The organism is Paraburkholderia unamae (assembly GCF_003268775.1).
Classification (GTDB): domain Bacteria; phylum Pseudomonadota; class Gammaproteobacteria; order Burkholderiales; family Burkholderiaceae; genus Paraburkholderia; species Paraburkholderia unamae.
In genome coordinates this window covers 56,311-68,805 of record NZ_QLSU01000016.1, presented here as the reverse complement: position 1 = coordinate 68,805, position 12,495 = coordinate 56,311, and the positions used below count along the sequence as shown (strand labels likewise).

At 62.4% G+C, this 12,495-nt stretch carries 13 protein-coding genes; 8 read left to right on the top strand and 5 right to left on the bottom strand.

The genetic code is table 11. The features are described from left to right. Positions 1–3: 3 nt before the first annotated feature. A complete protein-coding gene (locus C7401_RS24970; RefSeq protein WP_309252001.1) occupies positions 4–1,671 on the top strand; it encodes a D-alanyl-D-alanine carboxypeptidase/D-alanyl-D-alanine-endopeptidase in 1,668 nt (555 codons plus the stop codon). Between the two features lie 65 nt (positions 1,672–1,736). On the opposite strand, the gene C7401_RS45080 is transcribed toward C7401_RS24970, so the two are convergent. Both C7401_RS45080 and C7401_RS24960 read right to left on the bottom strand, forming a co-directional pair. Then, positions 1,737–1,874 (bottom strand): hypothetical protein, encoded by a 138-nt coding sequence (locus C7401_RS45080; protein WP_181565682.1) that lies wholly within the window; start codon positions 1,872–1,874, stop codon positions 1,737–1,739. Positions 1,875–2,564: 690 nt separating this feature from the next. Continuing rightward, complete coding sequence (locus C7401_RS24960) at positions 2,565–3,113, bottom strand: TetR/AcrR family transcriptional regulator (RefSeq protein WP_112174094.1); 549 nt, start codon at positions 3,111–3,113, stop codon at positions 2,565–2,567. A gap of 272 nt (positions 3,114–3,385) precedes the next feature. Here C7401_RS24960 and C7401_RS24955 point away from each other — a divergent pair, with 272 nt between their 5' ends. The 6 genes from C7401_RS24955 (at position 3,386) to C7401_RS24935 (ending at position 8,049) form a co-directional block, all read left to right on the top strand. Next, positions 3,386–3,997 carry a DUF3313 domain-containing protein gene (locus C7401_RS24955; RefSeq protein WP_112174093.1) on the top strand — a complete coding sequence of 204 codons (612 nt, stop codon included), beginning with the start codon at positions 3,386–3,388 and terminating at the stop codon, positions 3,995–3,997. Between the two features lie 90 nt (positions 3,998–4,087). Beyond that, a complete protein-coding gene (locus C7401_RS24950) occupies positions 4,088–4,318 on the top strand; it encodes a hypothetical protein (RefSeq protein WP_112174092.1) in 231 nt (76 codons plus the stop codon). A 202-nt stretch (positions 4,319–4,520) separates the two neighbouring features. After that, positions 4,521–6,092 carry a PqiB family protein gene (locus C7401_RS24945; protein WP_258397225.1) on the top strand — a complete coding sequence of 524 codons (1,572 nt, stop codon included), beginning with the start codon at positions 4,521–4,523 and terminating at the stop codon, positions 6,090–6,092. A gap of 51 nt (positions 6,093–6,143) precedes the next feature. Beyond that, positions 6,144–6,311: a hypothetical protein gene (locus C7401_RS45075; protein WP_181565681.1), complete on the top strand. Its 168-nt coding sequence runs from the start codon at positions 6,144–6,146 to the stop codon at positions 6,309–6,311. 130 nt (positions 6,312–6,441) lie between these two features. Then, entirely contained in the window at positions 6,442–6,714 is a 273-nt protein-coding gene (locus C7401_RS24940; protein WP_258397224.1) for an IclR family transcriptional regulator, read from the top strand. Positions 6,715–6,888: 174 nt separating this feature from the next. Then, positions 6,889–8,049 (top strand): hypothetical protein, encoded by a 1,161-nt coding sequence (locus tag C7401_RS24935; protein WP_146757996.1) that lies wholly within the window; start codon positions 6,889–6,891, stop codon positions 8,047–8,049. A gap of 86 nt (positions 8,050–8,135) precedes the next feature. Here the strand turns inward: C7401_RS24935 and C7401_RS24930 are convergent, their stop codons facing one another. Continuing rightward, the gene (locus C7401_RS24930) at positions 8,136–8,645 is read right to left on the bottom strand and encodes a methylated-DNA--[protein]-cysteine S-methyltransferase (protein ID WP_112174088.1); all 510 of its coding nucleotides are present in this window, start codon (positions 8,643–8,645) and stop codon (positions 8,136–8,138) included. Further along, a complete protein-coding gene (locus tag C7401_RS24925) occupies positions 8,642–10,081 on the bottom strand; it encodes a DNA-3-methyladenine glycosylase 2 family protein (RefSeq protein ID WP_112174087.1) in 1,440 nt (479 codons plus the stop codon). The genes C7401_RS24930 and C7401_RS24925 overlap by 4 nt, the downstream gene beginning before the upstream one ends. A 178-nt stretch (positions 10,082–10,259) precedes the next feature. On the opposite strand from C7401_RS24925, the gene C7401_RS24920 reads away from it, so the two are divergent. After that, complete coding sequence (locus tag C7401_RS24920) at positions 10,260–11,666, top strand: leucine-rich repeat-containing protein kinase family protein (protein WP_112174086.1); 1,407 nt, start codon at positions 10,260–10,262, stop codon at positions 11,664–11,666. Here the strand turns inward: C7401_RS24920 and C7401_RS24915 are convergent. Then, positions 11,659–12,462, bottom strand: coding sequence for a helix-turn-helix transcriptional regulator (locus C7401_RS24915; RefSeq protein ID WP_112174085.1), 804 nt, complete (start codon positions 12,460–12,462; stop codon positions 11,659–11,661). The genes C7401_RS24920 and C7401_RS24915 overlap by 8 nt on opposite strands. Positions 12,463–12,495: the final 33 nt, after the last annotated feature.

The following is a 12,495-nucleotide window of genomic DNA, read 5'->3' as shown; positions in this document are numbered from 1 at the left end:
CAGGTGCTTCGCGCGAACCGGATTCCAGGAAAATACATGGGCCCAATCATCGATCGACAATGGAAACGGTGGACCGCCGTAGCGGGCGCGATGTTGCTGGCTTCGTGCGGCGATTCGGGTGGCTCGAACGCTGGCGTTCCCGATCCGATCCTGCAGATCATGCACAAATCGAACTACCAGAGTTCGACATGGTCGATGCGCGTGATCGACCTTGACTCCGGGAAGCTCATCTACGACCTGAATCCGGACGCGCAACTGCTGATCGGTTCGGTTCGCAAACTTTTCTCGGTTGGCTCGGCGCTGATTCAACTCGGTGCCCAGTATCAGTTCGTCACGCCCGTCTACCGTCAAGGCGCAGTCGATGCGAGCGGCATACTCAACGGGAACCTCGTGCTGGTGGCGAGTGGGGATCTGACAATGGGGGGCCGCGATAACCCGGACGGCACGATCGCCATTAGCACTTTCGACCACAACGAAGCCAACTCGCTACGTAATGCGATACTGACCACCCCCGATCCGCTCGCCGGATACAACGCCCTCGCACAGCAGGTGGCCGCAGCCGGTATCAGGACGATCAACGGCGACGTCGTGATCGACGACAGGCTGTTCGAGCCATTCGACTTTCGTAGCGAGTTCAAGGTGCGGCCGATCTTCGTCAATGACGACGTGATCGACGTCACCTTGAACCCGAGCGCCGCGGGCACGGTCATGCCTTTCGACTGGCGGCCGAAATCGGCCGCGTTTAGCGTGCAGTCCACCCTCTCGACGGGCAGCGCCGCGTCCGACCTCGAAATCAAGCTCGAACCCGCGCCGCCGACATGCTTCGGCACACCGGGCTGTGCCGGTGAAATCAGCGGCAACGTGCCGGCTGACTATGTGCCTGCGCTGACGAAGAGCTGGCCGGTGATCCGTACGTTTCGCGTGACCGACCCTTCCAGCTACGCGCGCACCGTGTTTATCGAGGCGCTGGCGCGCGCGGGCGTAAAGGTGACGGCGACGCCTGTTGCGTCCAATCCCGTGCAGTTGCTGCCGGCGAAGGGCTCGTATTCGAGTAGTACGCAGGTTGCGCAACTGACGTCCCAGTCTTACGCACAAATCGCCAGATACGTGATGAAGGTCAGCTACAACATAGGCGCCGACACGAGCTTGATGCTGTACGGCCTTGCTGCCAGCGGCGCGACCACAATGACTGGCGCACTCGCGGCTGAGCAGGCAGAGCTATCCTCAACCTTCGGCATTGCGCCCAGCCAGTACCATTTCGTCGACGGCAGCGGCGGCGACGATACCACCGCGACCAGTAGCGCTGTCATTTCGCTGCTCAAGGGCATGAGCACGCAATCCGTGTTTTCGTCGTACCGGGACTCGTTGCCGACACTCGGTGTAGACGGCACGCTCGCCAACACCACGAACTTCGAGTCCGACTCCACGTTGGCGGGTGCGAGAGGTCAGGTGCACGCGAAAACGGGCACGTTTGTCGGCGCAGATGCGTCCGCGCCCTCCGGGATGATTCTGAAAGGGCATTCGCTGGCTGGCTATATCGACACCAAAAGCGGGCACCGGCTGGCGTTTGTCGTGACCGTGAACAACGTGCCGATGTCGAGTCTCGATGACGTGATTTCGGTCTTCCAGGACGAAGGAACCATCTCGGCGCAGCTCTGGAATTTGCAGTGACGCTATAGCGCTGCAACGCACATCGCGTCCAGCGCATGAGCCGGACGCGATGTCGTCAATCCACGCTAGTAACGCGCGTAGACGATCCCGAGAATGTCCGCTTCATCGTTGAACACGTCGAGCGTATCCGAGAGTGCGCTCAACGGTCCCGCGTTGTTGACGAACAACGCATACGTCAGGCGTCTGCCGCTTGAAAATTTCACGAATCCCGGCCAACCCTCATCGACGTAACTGGCGCTACCACAATTTGAACGTCCTCACGTGGTCCCGTGGCGCCAGCCCTCGCGTTGTAACAGGCGCGAGACAAAGCACAACAACAAGAAATCCAACTTGCGCCAGATAGAACGAAGCGGACCATTGATCGTGCGCGGCAACGTAACAAGTGTTGTGCAAGACGTCGCTAACGATTACGAGCACCGTAAGCCGCACACCCGTTCGTGGTTCTAGAAATAAGAGTACGGCCGCCAACGGATCGAGGACCGTCAATGTGTCCCAGTAGACCTTGCTGAGTGGCGAAATTGCGGTGCCGTAACCGTAATCCCACAACAAACCATGTTGCAAGATCGCTCTGAGATGATTGAATGTTGCACCGAGCAAGCACAGCGCAAAAAGTGCACGGATTGCAATGGATGCACGACGCACTATGAAAGTCCACGAGAACGAATCTCGCGGCAGCTTACCAGACGTGCGGTTGCGCAGGGTACGTCACGCGGACCGGCGCGGTACGTGCCGGCGATGTTTCCCGACATTACAAATAGCGCTATCCAAGATGGGCGTCGTTCAACGATCGCATACCGAGTTTGCCGCACCCGCCGCTGCTGTGACGTCATTCGTCGAGGTCAACGCGCAGGAACGTCACCGAGCCCGTCGTCAAGCCTGACGAAGCGGCGCTGTCACCACTTCGTGTCGTCTAGCAGCCGATCGAAAAGCCGGTTGCGCAACTCGTCGGGCACGGCTGACAGCCCGAGCAGCGTGCTGAACGCGATGCCGCTCGCCGCAAAGTAGCGCAGCAACGAGAGTTCGAGGTCCCGTGCCTCGGCTTGAAGTTTCTCCATCTTGACCGCGTCGTGAATTTTGAGGTCATCGAGGAGGGCCGGGCTTTCGATCAGGGCCGCAAGCACCGCGCGTGCGACGGAGTCCGGCTGGTTGATCGACTCCCTGAAGATAGCGATCTGTGTGGAAAGAACGGGTTCAGTCCGTGCCGTGCCACCGGCCAGGTGCTCGTGCGCGATCTGCTCGAACTGCTCGCGCTGACGATCAAGCAGCGCGCGCAGCACCCCGAGCTTGTTGCGAAACTGGTGAAGCAGTCCGCCTTTGCTAATGCCGCTCTCGCGCGCAAGCGCATCGAAGGTCAATCCGCCGACTCCGTCTCGGCTCAAGATTGCAAGCGCAGCGTCAATTGCCTTTTTGCGGGAAATCTCGGAACGTGTCTGGTTATCCATTGTTGCTGGGCGCTGCATTTCGCGCTCGCATGGTGCGCGTACGGCCTGCACGCGGGAGGAGAGCGCCGGTTTGATGACGAAACCGCGATTGTACCCCTCCGGTCGGTCAAAAACAAACCGGGTAGACGGTTTACATTCGAGCGAGCCGATGCTACTCTTCGTCGCATCGTGACCTCAGCCGAATGCCCGGGGCATTTGGCACCATTTGAAAGGATGTTTCCGTGCTCAATATCCGATTTGCCAAGGCGTCGTCAGCCTGTGTAGTACTCCTGATGGTGTCCGCGTGTGCGGGCGTGCAGCCCGTCGCCTATACGAGCCTCGCCTCGTCTTCGCAGTTGAAGGAGAACCGGGATAACGACTCGTCCCAAACGCCGTTCAGGTATGCGGCGCCCGTTATCTGGTCGCGCTATTCGGAGATCATCGTCGATCCGGTCGTGGTGTACCAGGGCGGCGATAACCAGTTCGGCGACTTGTCGGACGAAGACAAGGCCGCGCTCGCCGACTACATGAACAAGACCTTTGCAGAGAGACTGTCAAAACGGTTCGATCTGGCAACCCATCCATCGTCGGCGGCGCTGCGCGTGAAGCTCACCTTGACGGGCGCGGAGAAAACGACTGCCGTGATCGGTCAGGCGATGCACTTCGATATCGCCGGAAATCTCTATAACGGCGTTCAGGCGATCCGCGGAGGCAAGGGGGCGTTCAGCGGTTCGGTGTCGTATGCCGTGGAAGTGTACGACAGCGCGTCGGGGCGTCTGCTGCGCGCCTATGTGACAAAGCAATATCCGAACGCGATGAATCTGCCGGCGGCGTTCGGTTCTCTGAGCGCGGCCAGAACCGGCATCGACAAGGGCGCCGACGCACTCGTCGCGCAGTTGCGCTGACAGTTGCGCTGACTACGAGGCTGTCTGGGCCAAGGGGGCGTCGTCGCCTTGTTTTCGTGCCAGTCGCCTGTTGTGGGCCCCATTCATTCAATGACGGACATTCGTGAATTGACCATGCATGCCTTCGCCGAACTCGTGATGTCGGTTTCCCCGCCACTGATGGTGTCAATTGCCTTCGGCGTGGCCTATTTGCTCGTCGGCATGCCATTCCACGTGACACAAGGCCCGGGTTCGCGAGACGGCTATGGGACGATGGCAGGCCTGCTCGCGTCCCTGATTTATATCGCATTCGCGATCGGCTACCGGTCCGAATTTCACTGACAACCTCGCCTGGTTGCGCGCACACCGTGAATCATCCGGCTAAGAGAATCGAACGAGAGCGACGGCATCGCGCACCCGGACAGCGTGTACAACGACGGGCTGCCCACAATGCGTCGAGCTTCTTTGCTGGCGCGCTCGGCCGTGCATTGGCCTTCGCGTACCGATATGCGATCGGCGTGTGGGATGTCGTCACGGGGAAATTGTGAATGACTGGCTGCGACCCAGGGTAATCTGGGCCGCGTTGCTCGTGGGGGCCTTGATTGGCGGTTTGGCGTTTGCTCATGCGCTGATGGAGGGCGGACCTCGCGTAACCGTGAGCTTTGCGTCCGGCGCAGGGTTGGCTATCGGGAAAACGCGCGTGCGTTATCGCGGGGTGGATATCGGCCGGCTCGCCCGTCTACATATCTCGGCTGACGGTCTACACGTCTACGCCGAGTTGCAACTCGATGCCGCCGCGCAGCGCGCCGCGATGTGCGGAACGAAGTTCTGGGTGGTGCGCCCGCGCATTGACGTGAGAGACATTTCGGGGCTCATGACCGCTGTCACCGGTACCTGGATCGACGTCGATATCGACCGCTATTCGATTCGAGCCTGTCATGCATTCACCGGCCTGGATATGCCGCCCGTGATGACCGGCGAGGAGGAAGGCGCGCGTTTCGTCCTTCGTGCCGCTTCGCTCGGGTCTTTGCATGCCGGCTCACCCGTTTATTTTCGCGGCGCGCAGGTCGGGCAGGTTCTCGGTTATTCGCTGGAGCGCAATGGCGGCAACGTTCGCATCGGCGTGTTTGTACGTAAGCCTTTTGATCGCCTGGTCGCTTCCAGCACTCGATGGTGGCAGTCGAGCGGTGTCGAGTTCACACGTGACTCCGCCGGCATGAGGCTGGACTCGCCGCCGTCCGCGGCGCTGCTTGAGGGCGGCGTGGCGTTCGACACGTCGCATGGGAACGTCCGTGCCGAGGCGAACGCGAACGCGAACGCGAACGCCAATGACTTTCCGCTCGCAGGTAGCCGGGCAGACGCCATGCGGGCGAACTACGGGCCGCCTGCCGTGGTCCAGATGCGCTTCGCGCAGTCGGTGCGAGGTTTGTCGGTTGGGGCGCCAGTCGAATTTCGGGGTGTCGTATTGGGTACGGTCACAGCCGTTGATATCGACCTCAAACCCACGAGCGAGCATTTTGACATGCTGGTCACGCTGAGCCTTTATCCCTCAAGGCTCGGGCAAAGCTATCGCAATGCATTGGGAGATGGCGCGGGAGCAGCAGGCAAGGTGTTGCTACGCGATCTCGTGGTCCAGGGACTACGCGCACAGGTGCGCACCGGAAGTCTCCTGACTGGCCAGAAGTACATCGCGCTCGACGTATTTCCGCACGCACCCCCGGCCCACATCGATACGGATCGCTCGTCTGTCGAATTGCCGACCTTGTCCAACTCGCTTGAGGAACTTCAGGAGCAGTTGTCGACCATCGTGCACCGACTCGACCAGATGCCGATCAATCAGATTGGGAGCAATCTGGACGCGACGCTCCAGCAGTCGAACGCATTGTTTGCGCGGCTCGATGCGGAAGTCGTTCCTGCGGCGCACTCGACACTTGAATCGGCGCAGCGGGCGTTTCGCGCGGCAAAGGAGATTCTTGACCAGGGTTCGCCATTGCAGAGTGACGTAGGGCAGGCGTTGACCGAGTTGCGACGCACGCTTGCTGGCTTGAACGCACTTTCCGATTATCTCGAACGTCACCCCGAGGCGTTGATCCAGGGGAAGGGGGGCGATCACTGAGCAATCCTTCGCATTGGTGGATTCGCAGTGTGATTGCGGCGCCCGGCGGACATGTACTGGCAGCTCGCATCGAGCCAGGAAGAAACCGTGGTGCGCGCGGAGCTTGATCCCGCTCCGCTCGCCGAGTATCGCGCTACGGTGCCGGTATGGCTGGATCGACGCCCGGACGTGTACGAGGAAGCCATGGGTGCGATATGTCGCCCGCCTGACGCTGCCTGAACGGTCAGACGTTGATTAGTCGTATCGATGGCCCTTATAAGCAGTGGTTTTTATCTGACAGTTAGCCATTCGCGCGATGACAGGTTTCGATGCCTTATCCGGAGCCAATGCCGTTGATAACTACGGCAGCTTGTTACCCGGGAAGGCGTCCATCCTGGGTCGCGCCGCATTCACCGAACAGGTTGGCGCGGCGCATGAGCAAGGCTGGTATGCGAATATCGGCGAGAGCGCGCCCGAGCTTTCTGCGGTGGCCGTGGCGCTCGATTTCGGCGGCGACCTCTACGGGCTTTCGATTGGCGGCCCGACCGAACGCATTCGCGAGCGCTTGCGTGAGCACGTGGCGACGCTCATCAAGGCAAGGGAACAGATTCTCTTGACCTGGCAAAAGAGCGAGGCGGGCTGAGCGGCGGCGTTGTCGTGTTGGCGGCGATTGTACTTTGGTGCAATGACGAAGCGCGCGGTTGCGGTTATGTTGTCACCCGAACGGCGTGGGAGAGACGTTCGCTCTCCCCGTGCCGATTGTGCACGATTGTGCCGTTTGTGCCGATTGATTCGAGGTCGCGACATGCCCTTATCCGTGAAAGAACCCATCCGCGCCCAGGACATCAGCGCCGTCGACGAATTGAAGGCGGGGAGGGTGTTTCTGCTGACGGGGCACACACCACCAGTCGGCGAGCCCGAGCGCATCGTCATCAAGGGCGAAGCCGTATCGCAGAACAAGGCCGTGGCTTTCGCGAAGATCCGGCACGGCGGAATCACTGCGCGATTGGTCGATCCCGGCGCCGAACTCGTCCTGCTCAGCGGCGAGGAGAAAATGGCCTTGACGCGCTTCACGGATCGATACAGGGAATTGATCCGTCAATGCTCGACGGCGCCCGGCGTCGCGGGCAACGACACCGGCAGGGTGCTGGCAGCACTGGATGCGGCTCTGAGAAACTCGAGTTACCAATGGGGGAAGATGAGGTTGCAAAGCCTCACCACGCTGGAGTACGCGCTCGCCCAACGCGCGAATGGCCACAAAACGCCGTTGCAGCGATTCATCGGCGCACTCAAGGGTCCCGACGGTCTCGAGAAGATGGGCAAGATCGTGGCCGCCGATTCGTTCATCGGCAATACCGATCGCATCCATCCGGGTTTTGACCCCTCGGGCTTGCGCAGCCCCCAAACGCGATCATGGCTCAAGAGCGGCCAGAGCGATCCGAAGGCCGCTCCCGATCTCAAGCTGGGCATGAAGACGTTTGTCAATCTGGGCAACATCATCGTGGTGGCGGGCGATCAGAAAGACCGGCGTTTCGAGGCGTCGCTGCTCGACTACCTCGATCCCGCGTCGCCATACGGCGATGTCGATCAGGACGTCGACGAGACCTATGCCATGTTCTGCCTCGCGGACGAGGCGAAACGCGTGGTGTTCGTCAACGACATCATCGAGGACTTCGAGACCGTGCTGAGCCCAGGTCGAAAGCGCTTCGATTTTGGCCATACCGTGCTTGGCGGCAATGCTGCGGCGCGACTCGAAGCGGGTTTGCTCGACGGGTGCAGGGCGATCCTGAAGCACTACGAAGGCCGCGTGATGCCCACGCGGCCGTCGGCCAATCTGCAAAGGCGGCTCAACCTGCTGCGCAGGACCTTGAACTTGCCGGTCCAAGATGTGAACCCGGTCCAGGGCGCTGCCGCGCCTCAGCAAACCCTGATCGGCGCGCACAGATTCGGGCTCAGGATCGGCGTGCACCGCGCTTGATCGAGCGGGAGTGGGCCCGGCAGCCACGGCCAAAAAAGGAAGGAATCCTTTCTGGTTTTCGGAAAACCGAAGGCGCTCGATGGCGCTCACTGGAGGGTAAACAGGGGTGACGGAGCAGACCGGCACTCAAGTCCAAGCAGCGCCGCTTTGCGATCGATGCCGCCCGCGTAGCCCGTGAGACTGCCCGATGTCGCGACGACGCGATGGCAGGGCACGATGACGGAAACAGGATTGCGGCCAACCGCGCTGCCGACGGCGCGTGCGTGATCAGCGCTCAAACCCACGTCTTTCGCCACATCGCTGTATGAGATCACGCTCCCATAGGGGATGGCGGAAAGTGCTTTCCAGACTCGCCGCTGAAACGGCGTACCGCGCAAAGCGATCGGGAGCGTAAAGACGCAGCGTCCACCCGCGAAGAATTCGTCCACCTGCTGCCGGGCGAGGAGGACGAGCGGCGGCGCGTCCTTGCGAACCGGCATGAGCGAGCATTCGGGGAAATATTTCTGGCCGACGAAGAACAGCCCCGTCAGGAAATCGTCTTCCACGCGCAGGGCAATATCGCCCAGTGGACTCGAAATCAGGTAAGCCGGTGTCATGGGCGTTGGCCTTCCAGTTGTTCCCAGATGCGCACGGTTGCGTAAGCGCGCCAAGGCTGCCATTTGTCGCCGTGGTGGCTGGGTTGGGGGGGATTCGGGCAGTCCGGCGGTTCTCGTGTCGCCGGGTTGTCGTCAGGAAAGGCATTGGGCCAACCCAGGGCGCGCATGGCGATGTACTGAACCGCCCACTCGCCGATGCCACGAATCCGCCGGAGCGCGGCGAGCGTTTCTTCCAGGGGCGCCGCCGGTTCGAGGACCATGCGCCCCGAGGAGACGGCTTGTGCGACCGCAATGACGGCTTCGGCGTGGGCCTGCGTGGCGCCGGCTTCCCTGAGCGCAGCGACCGGTGCGCAGGCGATCGTGTCGGCGGCCGGGAAGGTCCTCGTCAATCCTTGCGGGCCGATAATCTGCATTCCGAAATGATCTGCGACACGCGAGAGGATCTCTCGTGCATCCGACATCGTGTCTTGCTGGCCGACGATGGCGCGCACGGCGATCTCGAAGCCGTCGAGGCTGCCCGGCACGCGCATGCCTGGGGTGACGCAAGCCAGATCGCCTAGATGCCCTTCGATCAGATCAGGGCGGGCGGCCAGATCAAAGAGGCGTCTCACACGCGCAAGAATCTGCCCGATAGCCGGGGCGAGGGCGACAGGAACCGTCACATCGAGCGCGTACCGATGCGGCGCATGGCGCACGCTGATCCAGCCAACAAGGTTCCGTCCGCCTTGATGCAATGCGACGGTGCGCGAATAAACGTCGTCGCCGATATGTTCGACGGTGTCGATGCTGCGGCGCTCCAGGAAACCCAGAATGCCGGACCAGCAGAACGGCGGTCGATAGCCGAGCGCGAACGTCATGCTTTCCGCCTGCGGTGCGTCCGGCCCCTTGCGGAACCGGAGCGGATTGAGCCCATAGCGCTTCAGAAAGAGATCGTTGAAGCGCCTGACACTGCCGAAGCCCGACGCCAGGGCAACCGTGTTGACGGGCAAACACGTGTCCGTCAACAGGCGCTTGGCCATCAGGAGTCTTTGGGTTTGCGCGAACTCGATTAGCGATACGCCGAATTCGGCGTCGAAAATGCGCCTGAGATGCCGGTCGGTCACGCCGATTCGGGCGGCCAGAGCGGCGACGCTGCCGGTATTCAGAAAGCCTTCTTCAACGAGCGCCGCGGCGGCCCGGGCCAGACGGCTCGACACGTCCAGCAGGCCGTTGCCCGGCGCAAGCTCGGGGCGGCACCTCAGGCAGGGACGAAAGCCGGCGCGTTCGGCCGTGGCGGCGTTCGGAAAAAAGGTGCAGTTCGCGAGTTTGGGCGGCCGAACCGGGCAGACCGGGCGACAGTAGATTCCTGTGGACGACACGCCGACAAAGAACCAGCCGTCGAAACGGCGGTCTTTCGAGAGCATGCTTTGGTAGCAGGTTTCCGGGTCGAGGCGCATGCCCAGACTTTAATGCAAATAGAGGCCGGGATCTGGCCAGATTCGGACATGAGTATTGCGCCGGGTTGGGGGGCGGGTGTTCGCACAGGGTCCGATCGAAATGCCGCTTGCGCACACCGTCCGCGCGCCCTTTTGCCCGCGATAACCGCTCTCCAAGGTCGTTCCCGTTAGAATTGCCATGGCCGAATCCGCGTTGCCCCGGTTGCACGACCGCGCACGCGACTGCCTTGCCATTTTCCAGTTCAATTCACGCGTGAAGACCGCTACCCTCGACCAACTTCGTGACGGGCAACTCGCCGGCGCGCGACAGCTCAAGCTCGCCTGCGGGTTGACCGAATTTCCGCGCGAGATCTTCGGTCTCGCCGACACCCTGGAGGTGCTCGACCTCTCGGGCAACGCGCTCACCGCGCTGCCGCACGACCTGCCGAGGCTGCGCCATCTGCGCATTCTGTTCGCCTCGAATAACCCGTTCACCGAGTTGCCGGCCGTGCTCGGCGACTGCGAATCGCTCAGCATGGTCGGCTTCAAGGCGAACCGCATCCGGCACGTTCCGGGGCATGCGCTGCCGCTGCAATTGCGCTGGCTGATCCTGACCGACAACGACATCGACGCGCTGCCGGCGGAAATCGGCGAGCGCCCGAATTTGCAGAAGCTGATGCTTGCGGGCAACCGGCTGCGCTCGCTGCCTGAGTCGATGGCCGACTGCAACCGGCTCGAACTGCTGCGCATCGCGGCGAACCGGCTCGACGCCTTGCCCGAGTGGCTGTTGCGCCTGCCGCGGCTGGCGTGGCTCGCCTACGCCGGCAATCCGCTGAACGCCATGCGCGAACAGGTGGCGCTGGCCAATGCGCCGGAGCCTGATATCGACTGGCATACGCTCGCGCTCGGACAAACGCTCGGGGAGGGCGCATCGGGCGTGACGCATCGCGCCACGCGTCTGCTTGCCGACGGGCATCCGGTCCAGGCGATCGCCGTCAAGCTGTTCAAAGGCGCGGTGACGAGCGACGGGTTGCCGGAGCTCGAAATGGCCGCGTGCCTCCAAGCCGGACGGCACCCGAACCTCATCCCGGTGCTCGGCAGGCTCACGGGGCATCCGCTGGGCGAGCACGGACTCGTGATGGAACTCATCGAACCGGCGTTTCGCAATCTCGCCGGGCCGCCGAGTCTCGACTCGTGTACGCGGGACGTCTACGCGGCCGATGCCTGGTTCGACACGCCGGTTGCGTTGCAGATCGCACGCGGCATCGCGTCGGCGGTGCAGCATCTGCATCGGCGCGGGATCATGCATGGCGACCTCTATGCGCACAACATCCTGCATGACGGTGCAGGGCGCGTATTGCTCGGCGACTTCGGCGCGGCGTCGTTTCACGATATCGACGATCGCCCGCTGGCCGATGCGCTTGAGCGCATCGAGGTGCGCGCATTCGGCTGCCTGCTCGAAGAGCTTGCGCAACGCTCGGCCGCAGACGCGCATGATCGCGCCGCCATCGATGCGCTCGTTGCCGACTGTTTCGCCGCGCAGGCGCACGCGCGGCCATCGTTCGATGAGATTGTCGAGCGGCTGTCCGCGTTGGGCGCTAGTTGACGGTTTCCTGGGCGACCTCGCCATCGACCGGCGTGTAGATCGCAAGTTTCAGCGCGGGATCGTCGTTCGCCTGGAACGTTGCATACTCGTAGCGCTGCGTACCGTGCTGCGCGTGCGCAAAGACCTTCTGGCCCGACGCGCCGCTGCGCACGTCGTGCGCCATCCACCAGCGCGAGAACTCCTCGCTGCCTGAACGCAGACGCTCCACCAGTTCGACGAACGCCGGGTCGCCCGCGTAGAGGTCGTGGTTCGTGCGAAACAGCGCGATCATGCGGCGTGCCTCATCGGACCAGCTCGCGCCAAAGAGCCGCCGTGCCTCGGGCTCGATGAACATGTAGATCATGATGTTGCGGTCCCGCGCGGCGAGACGATCGAAGCCGAGCAGGTCCGAGGCGGCCTCGTTGCACACGAGGATGTCCCAGCGCCGACCGGTCACGTAAGCCGGCAGATCGAGACTCGCGACGACCCGCGCGATGGTGGGCGGCACGCTCTCGCGGGCGAAAGCGCGCGGCTCGTTGCGATGCGCGAGCGCGCGCAAATGGGCCGCTTCGGCCTTATCCAGCCGCAATGCGCGCGCAAGCGCATCGAGCGTCGCCTCCGAAGGACTGACCGCGCGCCCTTGCTCGAGCCGGACATACCAGTCCACGCCGATATCCGCGAGCTGCGCGACTTCTTCACGCCGCAGGCCCGGCGTGCGCCGGCGCTGTCCGTCGTTCAGGCCGACGTCAGCAGGTCTTAGCTTTTTGCGCCGGGAGCGCAGAAAATCGCCGAATTGGCTTCGAGTGGTGGTTGTCATTGCATTCGCTTCGCGCAGGGAGGGACTGCGCAA